This window comes from Methylomonas aurea, from assembly GCF_024505045.1.
Lineage (GTDB): Bacteria > Pseudomonadota > Gammaproteobacteria > Methylococcales > Methylomonadaceae > Methylomonas > Methylomonas aurea.
Genome location: NZ_JANIBM010000003.1, coordinates 192265 through 210052, shown reverse-complemented (window position 1 = coordinate 210052; position 17788 = coordinate 192265). Strand labels below are relative to the sequence as shown.

At 58.9% G+C, this 17788-nt stretch carries 19 protein-coding genes; 10 read left to right on the top strand and 9 right to left on the bottom strand.

Translation table 11 applies throughout. The features are described 5' to 3' along the window. Positions 1-80 precede the first annotated feature (80 nt). Positions 81-1022 carry an alpha-E domain-containing protein gene (locus NP603_RS04190; RefSeq protein WP_256609674.1) on the bottom strand — a complete coding sequence of 314 codons (942 nt, stop codon included), beginning with the start codon at positions 1020-1022 and terminating at the stop codon, positions 81-83. Beyond that, the gene (locus tag NP603_RS04185; RefSeq protein ID WP_256609673.1) at positions 1016-2443 is read right to left on the bottom strand and encodes a circularly permuted type 2 ATP-grasp protein; all 1428 of its coding nucleotides are present in this window, start codon (positions 2441-2443) and stop codon (positions 1016-1018) included. Before NP603_RS04185 ends, NP603_RS04190 begins: the two co-directional genes overlap by 7 nt. A 224-nt stretch (positions 2444-2667) precedes the next feature. Between NP603_RS04185 and NP603_RS04180 the strand changes: the two genes are divergently transcribed. Continuing rightward, the gene (locus NP603_RS04180; protein ID WP_256609672.1) at positions 2668-3549 is read left to right on the top strand and encodes a carbohydrate kinase family protein; all 882 of its coding nucleotides are present in this window, start codon (positions 2668-2670) and stop codon (positions 3547-3549) included. A gap of 4 nt (positions 3550-3553) precedes the next feature. Here NP603_RS04180 and NP603_RS04175 read toward each other — a convergent pair whose 3' ends face one another. From NP603_RS04175 to NP603_RS04155, 5 genes are all read right to left on the bottom strand, one after another. Further along, on the bottom strand, positions 3554-4288 hold the full coding sequence (locus NP603_RS04175) for a DUF5765 domain-containing protein (RefSeq protein ID WP_256609671.1): 735 nt from the start codon (positions 4286-4288) through the stop codon (positions 3554-3556). Positions 4289-4449: 161 nt separating this feature from the next. Then, complete coding sequence (locus tag NP603_RS04170) at positions 4450-5607, bottom strand: HlyD family secretion protein (RefSeq protein ID WP_256609670.1); 1158 nt, start codon at positions 5605-5607, stop codon at positions 4450-4452. Positions 5608-5613: 6 nt separating this feature from the next. Further along, entirely contained in the window at positions 5614-7062 is a 1449-nt protein-coding gene (locus NP603_RS04165; protein ID WP_256609669.1) for an efflux transporter outer membrane subunit, read from the bottom strand. Further along, positions 7062-8639, bottom strand: a complete 1578-nt coding sequence (locus tag NP603_RS04160; protein ID WP_256609668.1) for a DHA2 family efflux MFS transporter permease subunit — start codon at positions 8637-8639, stop codon at positions 7062-7064. The genes NP603_RS04165 and NP603_RS04160 overlap by 1 nt, the downstream gene beginning before the upstream one ends. A gap of 18 nt (positions 8640-8657) precedes the next feature. After that, the gene (locus NP603_RS04155) at positions 8658-9506 is read right to left on the bottom strand and encodes a hypothetical protein (protein ID WP_256609667.1); all 849 of its coding nucleotides are present in this window, start codon (positions 9504-9506) and stop codon (positions 8658-8660) included. A gap of 120 nt (positions 9507-9626) precedes the next feature. Between NP603_RS04155 and NP603_RS04150 the strand changes: the two genes are divergently transcribed. Next, on the top strand, positions 9627-10502 hold the full coding sequence (locus tag NP603_RS04150; RefSeq protein ID WP_256609666.1) for a LysR family transcriptional regulator: 876 nt from the start codon (positions 9627-9629) through the stop codon (positions 10500-10502). Here NP603_RS04150 and NP603_RS04145 read toward each other — a convergent pair. Both NP603_RS04145 and NP603_RS04140 read right to left on the bottom strand, forming a co-directional pair. After that, complete coding sequence (locus NP603_RS04145; protein ID WP_256609665.1) at positions 10499-11485, bottom strand: 2Fe-2S iron-sulfur cluster-binding protein; 987 nt, start codon at positions 11483-11485, stop codon at positions 10499-10501. The genes NP603_RS04150 and NP603_RS04145 overlap by 4 nt on opposite strands. A 15-nt stretch (positions 11486-11500) precedes the next feature. After that, positions 11501-11881 (bottom strand): group I truncated hemoglobin, encoded by a 381-nt coding sequence (locus NP603_RS04140; RefSeq protein WP_256609664.1) that lies wholly within the window; start codon positions 11879-11881, stop codon positions 11501-11503. A gap of 198 nt (positions 11882-12079) precedes the next feature. Between NP603_RS04140 and NP603_RS04135 the strand changes: the two genes are divergently transcribed. The 8 genes from NP603_RS04135 to NP603_RS04100 all read left to right on the top strand — a co-directional run bounded on the left by NP603_RS04135 (position 12080) and on the right by NP603_RS04100 (position 17788). Further along, on the top strand, positions 12080-12712 hold the full coding sequence (locus NP603_RS04135) for a helix-turn-helix transcriptional regulator (RefSeq protein WP_256609663.1): 633 nt from the start codon (positions 12080-12082) through the stop codon (positions 12710-12712). Between the two features lie 124 nt (positions 12713-12836). Next, positions 12837-14000 carry a D-alanyl-D-alanine carboxypeptidase family protein gene (locus tag NP603_RS04130; RefSeq protein WP_256609662.1) on the top strand — a complete coding sequence of 388 codons (1164 nt, stop codon included), beginning with the start codon at positions 12837-12839 and terminating at the stop codon, positions 13998-14000. Then, positions 13997-14839, top strand: a complete 843-nt coding sequence (locus NP603_RS04125; RefSeq protein ID WP_256609661.1) for a D-amino acid aminotransferase — start codon at positions 13997-13999, stop codon at positions 14837-14839. The genes NP603_RS04130 and NP603_RS04125 overlap by 4 nt, the downstream gene beginning before the upstream one ends. Next, positions 14836-15102, top strand: a complete 267-nt coding sequence (locus NP603_RS04120) for a YbeD family protein (RefSeq protein ID WP_256609660.1) — start codon at positions 14836-14838, stop codon at positions 15100-15102. The genes NP603_RS04125 and NP603_RS04120 overlap by 4 nt, the downstream gene beginning before the upstream one ends. An 8-nt stretch (positions 15103-15110) precedes the next feature. Next, positions 15111-15725 (top strand): lipoyl(octanoyl) transferase LipB, encoded by a 615-nt coding sequence (lipB, locus tag NP603_RS04115; protein WP_371928732.1) that lies wholly within the window; start codon positions 15111-15113, stop codon positions 15723-15725. Beyond that, positions 15722-16684 (top strand): lipoyl synthase, encoded by a 963-nt coding sequence (lipA, locus tag NP603_RS04110; protein ID WP_256609659.1) that lies wholly within the window; start codon positions 15722-15724, stop codon positions 16682-16684. Before lipB ends, lipA begins: the two co-directional genes overlap by 4 nt. 364 nt (positions 16685-17048) lie before the next feature. Beyond that, positions 17049-17348: a PilZ domain-containing protein gene (locus tag NP603_RS04105; protein WP_256609658.1), complete on the top strand. Its 300-nt coding sequence runs from the start codon at positions 17049-17051 to the stop codon at positions 17346-17348. Between the two features lie 35 nt (positions 17349-17383). Further along, positions 17384-17788, top strand: a complete 405-nt coding sequence (locus NP603_RS04100; protein ID WP_256609657.1) for a 6-pyruvoyl trahydropterin synthase family protein — start codon at positions 17384-17386, stop codon at positions 17786-17788.

Below are 17788 nucleotides of genomic sequence, written 5' to 3'. Positions count from 1 at the left end.
GTCCGTTTCGCATTTATTGCAGACATCTTCCGCGACTCGCTTGCACCGAGGCATTGCGTCGGCCGTCGTAACCCGACAGTTCAGTCCGGGCTGTTCAAAAACGCGCGCTGGATCTCGATACCGAGTGCGTTGTTGCGGGCGATAAAATCCTGCAAGAACTCGTGCAATCCGCTATTGAAGATGTGGGTAATCCGGCCGAAATGCAGCCGGGCATGGTTCTCGCCGGCCAGACGCAAACATTCGCAGCCGGGCTGACGGCAAAGTTGCTCCAGTATCGGCTCCAACTCGTCATAACAAGCATGCAGCGAACGCGGCATGTCGTCACGTAGCACCAACAATTCGGCGACTTTGGTCGGTTCTATCGTATCCCGGTAAACTTTTTGATAGGCCTCGAACGCCGACACCGAGCGCAACAACGAACTCCATTCGTAGTAATCCACCTCGGCGGCCGGATCTTCGTTGGGCAGCAGCAACTGAAACTTGGCATCCAGCAGCCGCGCGGTATTGTCGGCGCGTTCGACGAAACTGCCCAGCCGCACGAATTTATAGCCGTCGTCGCGCAACATGGTCCCGAAGGTCACGCCGCGGAACAGGTGCGAGCGCGATTTGACCCAATCGCAGAACTCGCCGATATCGGCTTCGCGCAGACCGAGCCGGATACGTTGCCGTAATTCCAGCCAGAGGGCATTGACCGTTTCCCACATCTCCGACGACATCGCCACCCGCACCGCCCTGGCATTCTCCCGGGCAGAGTTGAGCGCGCTGACGATGCTGGATGGATTGCGTTCGTCCAGGGCCATGTAATGCATCACGTTCTCCGCCGTGTAACTGCCGTAATCGCGTTCGAATACGGCAACGTCGTCGGCAATCAAGACCGGCGGTTTCCAGCGCGCCGCTTCGTCGTAGGCGCTGTTGGCGACCAGCGACATGCGGTCGGTCACATCCAGCACCCGAGCCATGTTTTCGGCACGCTCGATATAGCGCGCCATCCAATATAAATGATCGGCGGTACGGCTCAGCATGGTTTATCTCCGTTCAACACCCAGGTGTCCTTGGTACCGCCGCCTTGCGAAGAATTGACCACCAGCGAACCTTCCCGCATCGCCACCCGGCACAATCCGCCCGGCACCAGCGTTACGGTTTTGCCGGACAACACAAACGGCCGCAGATCGACGTGGCGCGGCGCCACACCTTGCTCGACCAAGGTAGGACAGGTCGACAAGGCCAAGGTGGGCTGGGCGATGTAATTGTCCGGTTCGGCCAGAATCCGGGCCCGGAAATCTTCGATTTGCTGCTTGGACGCAGTCGGGCCGACCAGCATGCCGTAACCGCCGGAGCCCTGCACCTCTTTCACGACCAGTTCGGCCAGATGCTCGAGTACGTATTTCAAGTCGTCCGGATTTTCCAGTTTGTAGGTCGGCACATTGGACAATATCGGCTCCTCCCCCAAGTAAAAACGCACCATTTCCGGTACATAGGTATAAGTCGATTTATCGTCGGCGACGCCGGCACCGATCGCATTGGCCAAGGTGACGCCGCCGTTGCGATAGACCGAAACCAACCCAGGTACGCCGAGCATGGAATCTTCGCGGAACGCCAACGGGTCGAGAAAGTCGTCGTCGATCCGGCGGTAAATCACGTCGACCCGTTTCGGCCCCTCGGTGGTACGCATGAACACGGCATTGTCCCTACAGAACAAGTCCTGACCCTCCACCAATTCGATACCCATTTGTTGCGCCAAAAATGCGTGCTCGAAATAAGCGCTGTTATAGGCGCCCGGCGTCAACAACACCACCACCGGATCGTGCACACCAGGCTGCGCCACGGCGCGCAAGTTGTTCAACAACACCTGCGGGTAGTGTTCGACCGGCGCCACCGCGTAACGGCGGAACAATTCCGGAAACAGCCGCATCATCATTTTGCGGTTTTCCAGCATGTAGGATACGCCGGACGGCGTGCGTAGGTTGTCTTCCAACACGTAAAACTGGTTTTCCGCGGTGCGGACGATATCGATACCGGCGATATGGGCGTAGATGCCGCCCGGTACGTCAACGCCCTGCATTTCCGGCCGATACATTTCGTTTTCCAGGATGCTCGCCGGCACGATGCCGGCCTTGATAATTTCCTGGTCGTGGTACAAGTCGTTCAGGAAGGCGTTCAAAGCCGCGACGCGTTGAATCACGCCGGCGGAAAGCTGGCGCCATTCGTTAGCCGCCAGAATGCGCGGAATGACGTCGAATGGAATCAAGCGTTCGGCACCGGCTTCCTCACCGTAAACGTTGAACGTGATACCAACCCGCCGGAACAGCATTTCCGCTTCGCGGGATTTCTGCATCAGTTGAGCATGATCGACGCCTTTCAGCCATTCCGAAAACGGTTGATACAGCAGCCGCACCTGGCCGTCTCCGGCCCGCATTTCATCGAAAATATTTTGTGTATTCATGACTTAACCCACAGCAAACCACATGCCAAACAAATTAATACTGATTTATCAGCCGGTTAAATAGGCGTCGGAACACAACCCGAAACGAATGCACCAATCCGGTGCGAAAGACGCCAACAGCCGCCCTTAAAACGACCGTCAGCCCGTTTGCTAACCGCAACGGATTGCCATTTTCCGGCCGATTGGCTAAGGTTGCCGCCCCACACCTATATGAGGCTGACACCATGCCGGCAGATTCGATAACCATTTTCGGCGAAGCGCTGTTCGACTGTTTTCCGGACGGCAGCCGGATTCTCGGCGGCGCGCCGTTCAACGTTGCCTGGCATTTGCAAGGCTTGGGCGCCGCCCCCTTATTCGTCAGCCGCATCGGCCGGGATACGGCCGGTTCGGAATTGTTGGCGGCCATGCAAAACCAGGGCATGCGCCAAAATGGGGTGGAGGTAGACGCCGACCGACCGACCGGCAGTGTCGCGGTTAGTATCGACAACGGCCAACCGACTTATCATATTCTGGAACAACAAGCCTACGATTACATTGCCGCCGCGGAAGTGTCCGCCAGCACCGAACTTGGCCTGCTCTACCACGGTAGCCTGGCGCTGCGGCATGGCGTATCCCGCGCAACATTTGATCAGATGAAACGCAACTGGCGCGGCCCGGTGTTTTTCGACGTCAATCTGCGTGCGCCGTGGTGGGATGCGGACGACATTCACAAATGGATAGCCGGTGCCGACTGGTTGAAGCTGAACGACGAAGAACTGGCTTTATTGCTGCCGGAGGGCCATGCCATCGACAGCAAGCTGCAGCTATTGCAACAACGCTACGATTTGCTGGGCGTGGTGGTAACTCGCGGCGAGCATGGCGCACTAGCGCTGACCGATCGCGGCGAATTTGTCGAAGTGGAGCCGGCCACCAGCGTGGCCGTAGTCGATACGGTCGGTGCCGGCGACGCCTTTGCCGCGGTGTTGTTGTTGGGGATAGCCCACGGCTGGCCGCTAGCGCTGGCGCTGGAACGCGCCCAAGATTTCGCCTCGGCCATCGTCGGACAGCGCGGGGCCACGGTACGCGACCCCGAATTTTACCGGCGGTTCAGAGAAGCCTGGCATTGACCGGCTAAGACTCCTGCCGCGCCGGCACACCATCGGCCGAGTTAACGTCCCTGCCAATGAAAATCTTTTTGAATTGCGGCATGAAGCTGGCCGTGATCGGAATCGAATAAAAGCAGTACATCGCCGCCGCTTCGCCGGTCGACACGCCGAACAGCCACTGCGGCACGAACAAGGTCATCAGAGCGCCGAAGCAATGGTAGGTGCCGATCCGCCAATTGTTTTTCCAGACGAAAGCGCTGAACGCCAACGCAAACAACGAGCCGTGGGTAACCAGCAAGCCAAACGCGCTGGAGATCGCATAGCCGATATGGTAAATGCCCATGAACAGGCAGGACTGCATGCGGCCGATGAAATTGGGATCGATAGCGAACAACTGCCAATCGTTGGGCAAGCGGGTCAGAATCAAGAACAAGCCGCTCAGACTGGAACCGACGAAAAAGGCTTTGCGTAAGGCATTGCGATCGGTCGAATAAGTCGCCAAAGCCGGCATGATCGCAAAAGCCTGCAAGCTGATGTGCACCGACGACAATTCGCTGAGCAATAAATTAGTGCCGTAGCCGCACTGGTCGGCGACCGGGTAGGCGAAATACTGAATGAACTCCATCAGCGAGAAATGGAAAATCGCATAGGCCCGGGCCAGTCTGACCCAGAAGGTTTCGTCCTTATCCAGAAAAGTGACGCTGGACGCGACCAAGCCGGCCACCCCCAATCCCAGAGACATATTGGCGCTAAAACACATGGTTAATCCGTGAGCTAAACATTCGAGAAAGCCGCCCCTATCGGGCTGGCGGTTAAATTTGTTGTTATGGTTATATTAACCAGCCGGAGAAGATACACGGACAGACCGCGAATTGCAGCATTTTTTACGGTTATTCCATTGCCCTGCGGCAGCGGATTCGGTCAGGAGCGGTTGGCTGCGATAATCTCGCGGATTTTGTCCTCGACGCCGTCCAGTTCGTGGTCGTAAATATCGGTGCGGTAGGCGGCTCCGGCCAGTCTCACCTCCGATGCCAACGCCGATGTACCGGTGTCCGCAATACGCACCCGGGTCAATGTCGACAAACCCGGCTGCAACGGCGCGGCGCGCAATTCTTCCGGCGCCAGCGCAATCCGTACCTGCACCCGCTCGGCGATGTGAATGAAATTGCCGGTGGCGTTATCGGTCGGCAACAGCGCGAAACTGCTGCCGGAACCGGGATTCAAGCCCTGTACCCGGCCGTGGTACAAACGTTCGCCGCCGAAGGCATCGACCCGAATCTCGACGGCCTGGCCCGGTCGAATATCGGCAATCTGGGTTTCCAGAAAATTGGCTTCGACCCAGAGCTCTTCCAGCGGCACCACCACCATCAACGCCGCGCCGGCATGTAAATTGTCGCCGACCTGCACCTTGCGCTTGGCGACATAGCCCGCCACCGGCGCCCGCACCTCGCGCCGCAGGTAATCCAAATAGGCACGGCGCAAGCGGCTCTTGGCCTGTTCCACCGCCGGATAGTCTTCGACACCGGAATCGCGCAACTGGGCAGCCACGCCGTCCTGCTCGGCGCTGGTCTCGCGTATCGCCGCCGCCAATTCGCGCAATTTGTCTTCGGCATTCTGTACTTGCTGGTCGGACACCGCACCGTCGCCGGCCGCGGCTTTAAAGCGCTGTAAATCGTGTTCAACTTGAGTCACTGCAGCTTGCTTGGCCACCAGGCGCTGTCCCAAACTCGCCAGCCGGGCTTTCAAGGCATAAAACTCGCGCACGGTTTTAGCCAACTCGGCTTCAGCCTGTTGCACCGCTACCCGCGCGTAGCTGCCGTCCAGCCGCACCAGCACATCGCCTTTGTTAACCGCTTGGGTATTCTCGGCCAGGATCTCGACCACCGTGCCGTCGACCTGGGCCTTGACCCCGATCAAATGCCCAGCGATGAAGGCATCGTCGGTCTTTACCCAATCGCGTTGCGTGAGCCACCAATAGAGTCCGTAAGCAAGCGCGGCCAGCAGCAACATCATGGTGACAAAGCGCAGCCGGCGGCGACGCTGCTGGAGAATCTCGCGCGGGCGAATCGTTTTCTGCATAGGGGTTCAGGGTTGGTTTGCGGATTCGGCGGCTGCTTGGTAACCGCCGCCCAAGGCTTTGATCAGGCTGACCGCGATTTTATGTTGTTCGGCCGCCAAGCCGGCCAGCAGCAGGCGCTCGCGATTGGCTTCGAGCCGCGCCAGCACAGGCTTGCCGCGATCGTGCAAACCGTTGCGGGTCAGGCTGTCGCTGAGCCGGCTTTGCGCTTCGGCGGCCGCCAAAGCTTGCTGCTGTGCGGCGACTTTGACGGCCAGTTCGCGCCAACGGCTCAAAGCGTCGGCAACATCCTGCACCGCACGCAACAAGCCGGCGTTATAGCGCTGTACCGCCAAGTCGTAGCTGGCTTCCCGGTAACCGAGTTGGGCGCGCAAGCGGCCGCCCTCGAAAATCGGCAACTCGATGGACGGGCCGACGGCATAGGCCAGACTCGAGCCTTGCAAGGCAATATCGATCAGGCTGACGCTGTGAAAGCCGGTGAAAGCCAGCAAATTGACATCCGGATAAAACGCGGTTTTGGCGACATGAATATCCTCGGCGGCGGCCTCGGCTTGCAAGCGCGCGGCATGCAGATCCGGCCGCCGCGCCAGCAATCGCAACGGCAGATCAGCCGGCAAGGCCAGCGCTTGCGGAACGACCTTGGCGTCGATACCGATCCGCGTTCCCCAATCGGCACCCTGCCCGGCCAACGCGGCCAATTGGTTACGGCGTAATTCCTGTTCGGCGCGCAAACCGGCCGCCGCCTGTTGGGCCGCGCGCAGATTGCGTTCGGCTTGCCACAGCGGCGTTTCGCCAATCAAACCGGCGGCGCGGCGGCTCTGTTCCAACCGGTAAAGCGTCTCCCGGTCGGCGACGATATGTTCCGCCAATTCTGACTCTTCGGCGGCTGCCAGCAAATCGAAATAGGCTCCTGCCACGGCCACGGCCAGTAACAACCGGGCGTCGGCCAGTTCGGCACTGGCGGCCAGCGAGCGATCGACCGCACTTTGCAAACTGGCCTGGTCGCGCCCCCAAAAATCCAGGTGGTAGCGCAGCACCAGCGGGTTGACCAACAAGTGGCGGAAGTGCTGGCCGGCGAATTTGGCCTGCACGCTGTCAGCGGAAAAGCGTTGCGCGGCAAAGCTGACGTTGGCGTCTATCGTCGGGTACAGGTCGGCGGCTTCGAAATCGGCCAAGGTTTCGGCCTGCTGCAAACGGGCCTCGGCGACTTTCAGATTGGGATTGCCGGCCAGTGCGGTTGCGATCAAGCCGTTCAACGTGGCGTTGCCGAAAGCCGTCCACCAGCGCTGCTCCGGCCAACGGTCTTGCGCGGCCATCTCGGCGCTGGTACGCGCCAAGGTTTGCTCGGTGGCCGGCATCGGCGCCAGTTGGGCGCGCTGGCTGTCCTCGCCGAACAAGGCGCAGCCGCCCACACTGAACGCCAAAAATGCCAAGCCAAACCGGCGCGCCACGGCCATCAGGCATCCTCCTCTACTAACGCTTCTTCCAGCGCGCGCTGCATGGCCGGAGCGGCACGAAGCGGGGCTCGGGTCGGCTCGGCCAACCAAACCAAGGCCGCCAGAGCGACGAAAACACAGCCGGCCAGCCAGAATGCATCGTTCAAGCCGCGGATGGCTTGAGCCTTGCCCGCCAGTTTGGCGAATTTGGCCAGCGCGGCATCGGCCTCGAAGCCGCCGGCCAGCAAAGTTTGCAGCGCGTCCGCACCGGCATCCGACCAGGCGTCGCGGTTTTCGGCGAAACGGGTCATATGCAACGGCGTGCGCCGGTAGAAAATCACGCCTTGCAAGGCAATGCCGATCGCGCCGGCGGCGATACGCAACAGATTGGCCAATTCCAGCGCCCGCCAATGCCGCTCGGCCGGAATACCGTGCAACAGCAACGCCGTCAACGGCACGAAAAAACTGCCCAGACAGGCACCCTCCAGCAGTTTCGGCCAGAACAACTGGGCAAAACTGTCCGGGTCGTCGAAGCGGCTCAACCAAAAATAAGTGGCGGCAAAACCCAACAGATTGGCGCTGGCCAGCAAACGGGCATCGACCCGTTTGACTACCTCATGAAAAATACCGGCCATCGGTTTGGCGAAAATCGCCATCGGCAAAAACACCAGGCCGGCCAGAAACGACGAGTAACCCAGCGCCAGTTGCAATTGCACGATCAGCAAGGACAACAAACCCTGAAAACACAGAAAACCGACGCACAAACCGATCACGCCGATCGTAAAATTGCGTCGGGCGAACAAACGAATATCCAGAAACGGCCGGCGGCAACCCCATTCCCAAATCAGCCAGTACAGCAGTAACGCGGCCACGCCGACAGCCAGCGCCAGGATATAGCCGGAATTGGCCCAGTCCCAGTCATTACCCTGGTTCAGAATGGCTTGCACGCCAAATAAAATCAGTATCGCCATGACGCAACCCGGAACATCCAAGCGTTGCCGCAGGTGCGGCCCGCCGCGGCCGTACAGCAAGGCGCCCAACAAGCCGGCAATCGCCAACGCCAACGGCATATTGCCCCAAAACAGCCAGCGCCAACCCAGCGTGTCGGCCAGCCAACCGCCCAGCGGCGGGCCGAAGGTGAACGGCGTCAGGGTAAACAAACTCCAGACACCGATAGCGAGCGACTTGCGTTTTTCCGGATATTCCTTAAGCAACAAGGCCTGGGCCAACGGCAGGGTCAGGCCGCCGCAGAAGCCCAGTACCACCCGCGCCGCCAAATACAGATGAAAGTCCTCGGCCAACGCACATAGCCAAGAGGCCAACGCAAAACCGGCAAACGCCCAGATCAGCGGCCGATATTCGCCGAATCGCCGGCCCAGCCAGCCGCCTAACGGCAAGGCCAGGGCCAACGCGATCATATAGTCGGTCTGGGTCCAGGTGCCGAAGCTGGGCGGCACGCCCAAACCGGCCGCGACCCTTGGCAGCATCGCGATATAAGCGCCGGCGTTGAAAATCACCAAGGCATGGCCGCCGCCGAGCAGCAGGTTGAATAAACTGAAACGCCAGCCGCGCAGCCGTTTCGGATAATCGGCGCTCATCGTTGATCCGGCGCGGCCTCAGCTCTGGTCCGCGCTTGGCAAACTGCGCAACCCCAAATCGCCCAGAGTTTGCCGCAACAGCGGTACCGCCATATCGGCAATCAATTCTCTAAATGCCTTGCCGTCGTACTCGAGCGAAGCCAAAGCGCCATCGTCGACCCGAAAACTCTCGGCATGGGTACGGGCCAACACCCGGCCCGAGGCCGGATCGATCAACTTCAGCATTAGTTGCAACGAGGTTTGGCCTTCGAAGATCCGGTAGCGGCCGACCGCCAGTTCCAGCACCGCATCGTAACGGCCCCGGTCAGCGTAGTCGGTCGCGGCGCTGTCCAGAGCGTACCAGGATTGAACGGCTCGATGCCACTGTTGCAGACTGGCGTCATCGGCGATCGGCAAGCGGTACTCTTCGCGGCTCAATACCGCGTTGCGGTTTGAGGCGACCAGCAAATCGGCCAGCCTATCTCCGGCCATTAACGCCGGCGTCCAGACCGATTCGCTCGCCGCCGGTCCGGCGGCGGTAGGCGGTAGTGCGTCCAGCTTCGCCTGGGTATCGTCTTCGTTATCGACCCTACCGGCAACGATGATGCCCCCTGCGGTTCGGTAGCGCTGAGTTTCCAGCGTCACACCCATCGCCATATTTTGAGCATGCCGATAGGCCGCATCCCGCTGTTCCAGCAAATCCGGAATCACTTCCAGCGGCGCTGCCGCAACCGGCACTATCAATACCGAACCGATCCGCTGGCTTTGGACTTGCACCGGCCTGACGGCCGGCGCCGAGCACGCAGCCAGCAGCCACGGCAAAACCAATCCGGCCAGCCAATTTGGGTTAACGCCAACAATTTTTTTCAAAACGAATAAAGTTTTCATCGCGCCCTCCGGTTAATAAATACCATCGAATCGATACGGCTCTACTATAAAAACCGAACTGCTATAAGACAAACGATATTTATTGGAGTTTAATATCGAAAACATCAATACTAAAACCTTATGGATATCGATCAGATCAGAACCTTTTTGAGCGTCGCCGCCAACGGCAGTTTTCTGGAAGCCGCCAACCGCCTGTACGTGACCCAATCGACGGTCAGCACCCGGATTCAACGCCTGGAAGCCTATTTGGGCGTCACCTTGTTCGTGCGCAACCGGGCCGGCGCCAGCCTGACCCAGCCCGGCCAACGCTTTTTACGCCACGCCAAGGCCTTGTTGCTAACGCTGGAACAGGCCCGCCACGATATCGGCTTGCCCAGCCGCTTCCGCGACAGCGTCAGCATCGGTGCCCGCATCGCCTTGTGCGAAGGCTTGCTGCCGGAATGGATAAGTGCGATTCGCCGGCAAATGCCGGATGTTTCGATCCGCACCGATATCGGCTTCGAGGAAGACTTGATGCGCAGCCTGATTTCCGGCGCGCTGGACATCGGCATGATGTATACGCCGCAGCACAGCCCGGGCCTGCTGGTGGAGCACATATTCGACGAAACCCTGCTGCTGCTGAGCACGGATCCGGACCGGCCCTGGCCCAACGACGACTACATCTACGTCGATTGGGCGCCGGGTTTTTACGCCCAGCACAGCAACGCCTTTCCGAACCTGGAACGCTCGGCGCAAGTGGTTAACATCGGCTGGATGGCGCTGCAATTGATCCTGGCGCAAAACAGCGGCTCCTGTTTTCTGCCCATCCGCCTGGCGGCACCGTTGCTGCAATCCGGCCGCTTGCATCTGGTGGCGGATAGCCCACGTTTCACGTTGCCGGCTTACATAGTGTCCGGCCGCGACAACGACTCGGCGGTGCTGCGACAAGTGCTGGCTCAACTGCGCGGCCTGGCCGCCGCCGAACGGCAACGGGATTATTCGGCGCTCGGCGGTTAGTCCAAAGTGGACGACGCCACATGAAACGCGTCGGCATAAATATCGTCGAATTTGGCGCCATTCAGGAAAGCCTGGCGTTTACTCTGCTGCACCATGTCCGGATGGCCGCACAAATAGACCCTCCACCCCTTCAAATCCGGCAATTGCTTCATCGCCACGTCATTGGCCCGGCCGCCGGCGACGCCATCCGGGGCATCGCCGCGCGATACGCAGGGCGTGTAATGGAAATTGGCATGTTGCGCCGCCAGGCCGCGCAGCTCATCTATCCAATACAAACCGTCCATTTCCCGGCTACCGTGGTAGAGATGGATCTCACCAGCGTGGCCGTGGTGCAAGGCCTCGCTGACGATACCCGCCAACGGCGCCAGGCCGCTGCCGGTGCCGATCAACAACAAATTGCGCGGCTGGCCGCTCGGTAGGTAGTAACACAGGCCTTGCGGATCGGATACTTCCAGAGAATCGCCGACTTTCAGTTCGTCGTGGGCCCATGCGCTGAAGCGGCCGCCGGCCAACCGGCGAATATGTAAGGTCAAGTTGCGGGCGTGGACCCGGTTGTTGGCGATCGAATAACTGCGCTGCAAACCGTCGCCGCGTTTCAAATTGACGAACTGGCCGGCGTAGTAGTCCAGCGCTTCGTCGGTACGCAAGGTCAACAACAAAGTCTCGGCGTTGAGCAATTGCTTGCCGGTCACCGTGGCATGACAAAAACGCTGCTCCGGCGAGCCGATACCGATCGCCATATCGCGTTCCGGATAGCACAGACAGGTCAAGAAGTGGTTCTGATGGCGCAGCACGTCCTTCAAGCCGGCTTGGGCCGCGACCGGCGGCGCGCCGTCCAGGCTGCGGGCGATGCAGCTCTGGCAAGAGCCCTGCCGGCAACCGTAAGCAATCTCGACCTGTTCCCGCAGCAAAGCTTCCAACACCGATTCGCCCGGCTGGCAAAACAACTCGCGCCGGCCGACGCTGATCTTGCGTGTTTGCATGGACTGTATCTCCCCTTATCGGCCCAGCACGTCGTTGCGGGTAGTTTCGGCAATCGCCGCGACTTGTTGTATCAGCGCCTGGGGCACATGCAATTCCTGCAAGGTCGTCGCCAGATTTTCAACCACTGCATCGAAATGGGAATCGTCCAGGCCCAGCTTTTTCACCAGATGGGCATGGGCTTGGCGCATATCGGCGCCCGAATAATTGTTAGGGCCGCCGAAGGCCATCGTCAAAAACGCTTTTTGTTTGGCGGCCTGTTTATCCATATCGGTGTTGTCGAAAAAGCGGTTGATGCGATGGTCGCTCAACACTTTGCGGTAGAAGATATCGACCGCAGCGTTGACCGCGGCTTCGCCGCCCAGTTGTTCATACAGAGTTGCAGTGGTTTCGCTCATATTGTTCTGCCTATATGGAGTGGATGAATCGGTTACGGCTTGTCGAAGCCGGGAGCAGAATAAGCCAATCAGCCAACTTTTACAATATTTGTATTATAAAACTTATTTATATTAGCTATCGACCTTTCCGATACTTTGCCGAGCACCGATTCCGGCATAGAATTGCGTCATCTCCAGCCTTTGATTTGCAGCATTGCCATGACTCAACCCAGCGGCACCCGCCAAGAACAAATCCTGAATTTGCTGCTAGCGGCGGCAAACGGGCTCAGCATCGACGAATTGGCCGCCGAAATGCAGATTTCGCGCAATGCGGTGAAGCAGCATTTAGTGGGGCTGGAAAAACAACAACTGGTCGCCGAAGCAGCCTTGAACAGCACTGGCGGGCGGCCGGCGCGCAGCTACAAATTGACGGAACAAGGCCGCAACCGCTTACCCAAGCAATACGGCTGGTTCTGCCAGTTATTGCTGGCGGAATTGAAGGCCGAACTCGGCGAAGCCGCCCTGCGGCAAATGCTGGGGCGGATGGGCGCCAATCTGGCGCAATCGTTGGCACCGCAATTCAGCGGCAAATCTCCGCAGGCGAAGCGTCTGGCCTTGGTCGAATTGATGCAAACGCTGGGCTACCGCGCCGAGTTGGAAACCGATGACGGCCAGACCAGCCTGAAAGCGGTGAACTGCGTCTACCACGACTTGGCCCAGCAAATCCCCGAACTGTGCGAATTCGACCGGGTGCTGATCGGCACGTTACTAGATAGCACCATCAAACAAACGGCTTGTATGGCACAACAGGATTGCGCCTGCCGATTCAGGATTTGCGCCGGCGAACGCTAGCGGTCGGACGCCGACCGGAATGCACACCGCTTTCGTATTGCGGCCCCGGCGTTCGGGTTTTTCTAAGCGGGAGCCGGGGGTGTTACAATAGCCGCTTCCCGAACGACTTTTGAATACCGCAATCATGAGCCAACCTCTTCGCATGACATTCAGCCTGTTTGGCGGGCTGCTGTTACTGTTCACCAGCCTGTCTTTGCCAGCCGCCGGCCCGATTTTCACCCCGGCCGCCCCCAGCGTCGCCGCCTCCAGTTACTTTCTGATGGATTTCGACAGCAGCCGGATTCTGGCCGAGAAAGATGCCGACAAGCGCGTCGCACCGGCCAGCTTGACCAAAATCATGACAGCCTACGTCGTGTTCCGCGAATTGAAAGCCGGACATTTAACGTTGGACGAAAAAGTCACCATCAGCCAGAACGCCTGGGAAACCGGCGGCTCGAAAATGTTCGTCGAAGTCAACAAGCAGGTCCGGGTCGAAGACTTGTTGCAGGGCATGATCATCCAGTCCGGTAACGACGCCAGCGTAGCCTTGGCCGAACACGTGGCCGGCAGCGAGCAAACTTTCGCGACGATGATGAACGAACAAGCCAGCCGCCTGGGTATGGCCAACAGTCATTTCGAAAACGCCACCGGCCTGCCCAGCCCTAATCATTACAGTTCCGCGCGGGATTTGGCGCTGTTGGCGCAGGCGGTGATCCGCGAGTTTCCAGAGTATTACCGTTGGGATTCGCAAAAGGAATTCACTTACAACGGCATCACCCAGCAGAACCGCAATCTGCTGCTGTGGCGCGATCCGTCGGTCGACGGCCTGAAAACCGGCTTTACCGACGATGCCGGCTATTGCATGGTGGCTTCGGCCAAACGCGAGGACATGCGTCTGATCTCGGTCGTGATGGGGACCGCCAGCGCCAATGCCCGCTCCAACGAAAGCCAGTCTTTGCTGAATTACGGTTTCCGCTTCTTCGAAACCCACCGTTTGTATGAGGGCGGCAAACCTTTGGCCGAAACCCGCATCCGCAAGGGCGTGACATCGAAATTGGCCGTCGGCCTGGCGGAAGACTTATATGTGACGGCACCGCGCAAACATTTCAACGAACTGAAAGCCGAAACCCAGATCGATAAAGGCGTGTTTGCCCCGCTCAACAAAGGCGATACGGTGGGCACCCTAAATATCTCGCTGACCGGCGAGACCGTCGCCAATAAACCGCTGGTCGCCCTGGACAGCGTGGCCGAAGGCGGCTTGTTCCGCCGCCTATACGATGCCGCGATCGGCTTTTTGGAGAAAGAATGACGCAACAAGTCTATCTAAACGGCGAATATCTGCCGCTGGCAGAGGCTAAAGTGTCGGTGCTGGACCGCGGCTTTTTATTCGGCGACGGCGTTTACGAGGTGATTCCAGCCTACAAGGGACGCCTGTTCCGGCTTGAAGACCATATCAACCGGTTGAACAACAGCCTGGCCGGCATTCGCTTGCCGTTAAACTGCAGCGTGGCCGAATGGGAAGCGATATTCCGGCCGTTGTTAGCCACCGACGGCCGAGACCAATACATTTACCTGCAAGTTACCCGCGGCTGGGCGCCGAAACGCGACCATGCCTTTCCAGAACACACCACGCCAACCGTGTTTGCGATGGCGGCCGATATCCAACCGTTCGCCGGCCGTAGCGAAGGTATCAAAGCGATTACGTTGGACGATACCCGCTGGCAATTGTGCGACATCAAAGCCATCACGCTATTGGCCAACATCCTGCTGCGCCAGGAAGCCGTCGACCGCGGCTGCGCCGAAGCGATACTGGTCAAAAACGGCTATGTCATAGAAGGCGCGGCCAGCAACGTGTTTGCCGCCATCGACGGCGAACTGATCACGCCGCCGAAAGGCCACGAAATTCTACCGGGCATCACCCGCGACGTAATTCTGGAATTGGCGGAAGCGCACCAAATCCCGTACCGGGAAGACATCATCGCGCTGGAAGCGCTGCAACAAGCCAGCGAAGTCTGGGTGGTCAGCTCCACCCGCGAAATCGTACCGGTGGTAAATCTGGACGGTGCGGCGATCGGCGACGGCAAACCCGGCCCGCTCTGGAAACGCATGGACGAATTGCTGCAAGCTTATAAGAACTCCCTGTCATGAGCGAATCCGAATCCTTACTCGAATTTCCCTGCCAATTTCCGATCAAAGCCATGGGCAGAAGCCGCGACGATTTCGACGCGATCGTAGTCGAAATCATTCGCCGCCACGTACCGGACATCCGCGAGGGCGCCGTCACCAGCCGCCCGAGCAAAGGCGGCAATTACACGGCGGTTACGGTCATTATCGAAGCCACTAGCCGCGAACAACTGGACGCAATCTATCTGGGGCTGACAGCCTGCCCGGACGTGTTGATGGCGCTCTAATCTCGCACGTGAACGGCAACACCGAACTGCGCCAGTTGGGCCTGCGCGACTATGTAGAAGTCTGGCGCGACATGCAACAATATACGGCCGAACGTACGCCGGACTGTCCGGATCAGATCTGGATCGTCGAACATACCCCGGTCTACACGCTAGGCCTGAACGGCAAACGCGAACACCTGCTGGGCAACACCGGCATACCCATCGTCGATTCCGACCGCGGCGGCCAAGTCACCTACCACGGCCCCGGCCAGCTGGTGGTGTACCTGTTGGCCGATTTACGCCGCTTGAACCTAGGCCCGCGGCAGATGGTCAGCATTCTTGAAAACGCCGCCATCGCCACGCTGAGCCAATACGGCATCTCGGCAGCGGCAAGACCCGATGCGCCGGGGGTGTACGTCGCAGGCCGCAAAATCGCTTCGCTCGGGTTGCGGATCAAACGCGGCTGCTGTTACCACGGCATCAGCATCAATAACGCGATGGATCTTGGCCCGTTTCGAGACATCAATCCCTGCGGCTACCCCGGAATGCAAGTGACCCAACTCGCGGATTTGGGGGTTAACATATCGACTCAAGAACTGGCGGTACCGCTGGTCCACCAATTGCTGAAGGCTATCGAACCATGACATTCAACGCCCCGTCCCGAACCACTCCGCAAACCCACCAACGCAAGGCCGACAAGCTGTCGCGGATACCGGTTAAAGTGGAACAGACCGGAGAACCGCCGCTGCGCAAGCCGGATTGGATCCGGGTCAAACTGCCGACCGGCGACCAAGTCAACAAGATCAAGCAATCGCTGCGCGAACACCGTTTGCATAGCGTCTGCGAAGAGGCCGCCTGCCCCAATCTGGGCGAATGTTTCAGCCACGGTACTGCAACCTTCATGATCATGGGCGATTTATGCACCCGGCGCTGCCCGTTCTGCGACGTCGCCCACGGCAAACCGCAGCCACTGGACCCGGAGGAACCGGCCAATCTGGCGGCGACTATTGCGGCGATGGGTTTGAAATACGTCGTCATCACCTCGGTCAACCGCGACGATTTGCGCGACGGCGGCGCCGGCCACTTTGCGGCCTGCATAGCCCAAGTCCGAGCCGAGTCGCCGCAAACCACGATAGAAATTTTGGTGCCGGATTTCCGCGGCCGGATGAGTAGCGCGCTAGACATTTTGCAAAACCAACCTTGCGACGTGTTCAACCACAACCTGGAAACGGTGCCGCGCCTGTACCTGCAAGCCCGCCCCGGCGCCGACTATTCGACCTCCCTCAAATTGCTGGAGCAACACCAACTGCGTTTGCCGGAAGTACCGACCAAATCCGGCCTGATGCTGGGCATCGGCGAAACCGAGGCCGAAGTGGTACAGGTGATGCGGGACTTGGTGGCCCATGGTTGCAGCATGCTGACGCTGGGCCAATATCTGCAACCGAGCAAGGACCATCTGCCGGTTCGGGAATACATCCATCCGGACCAATTTACGCGCTACGCCGAGATCGCCCGCGAACTAGGCTTCCGCCAGGTGGCCAGCGCACCGCTGGTGAGATCGTCTTACCACGCCGATTTGCAGGCCGCCGGCCTGGCCGAATAAACGGATTCGGGACATCCTGCCCAGCTACCGCCGCGGCCAATCTGCTTGACCCTAGAAAGAGCCGTTGACGTGTGTTACGGGCCGTTCGTCCTGAGCTTGTCGAAGGATGGGCGGGATTTTTTTCGGCTCGACTGCTTTTTCTGGGTTGAAGTATACCCGCTCCCACCGCAGCGGCACGTAGTACAAATTTTGCATAATCCCAAGCCGGACCGGCACAGGCGAGCGAAATTCCAGAGCCAGCCAACAAAACCCGCAGATTGGGCAAAGCCGCCGCGTTTTCCTGCCCTGAACCGGTTTTTTTTATAGTAAACTCCCGCCAATTGTTCGTTTACCCACAACGCTCACTTCGAATCGGAGGAACTCAATGCTGACTCATGACGAAAAACGCGATTACATCCGCATGGATGTCGACTGTGACATTACCTACCGGCTCGCCGATTCGGATCAAGTCAATACCGGCAGATGCACCACGCTTAGCGGCGCCGGCGTCTCGTTTATCGCCAACCGCCCGTTCGATATCGGTCTGGCCCTGGAAGTCAGCATTCTGCCGAAAACCCCGATTACGCCGCCGATGACCGCGTTCATCGAAGTGGTGCGCAGCGTCAAGCAAAGCGACGGCAGTTACGAAATCGCCGCCTCGATCAAAAGCATCAAAGGCAATTAAGGACTCATTCGATAACGACAAGGACGTGGCAAGCCATGTATATCATCACCAAAGAAGTTTACTTTTGTTACGGCCACCGCCTGATGAATCATCCGGGCAAGTGCCGCAACTTGCACGGCCACAGCGTCAAAGCCAGCATTTCGATCCGCCAGGAACAGCTGAATTCGCAGGGCATGGTCTGCGACTTTTCCGACGTCAAAGCCTGCGTCGAGAGTTTTATCGACGACATCCTCGACCATAATTTTCTGCTGCACAAAGACGACCCGATCATTCCGGCGCTGATCGCCAATGACGAACGATATCTGGCGATAGACGAGCATCCCACCGCTGAAGTACTCAGCAAAATGATTTACCAGTACGTCAAACAGCAAGGCTTCAACGTCGATCAAGTAGTGCTGTGGGAAACCGCCAGTGCCAACGCCTGCTACCGGGAAGACTGA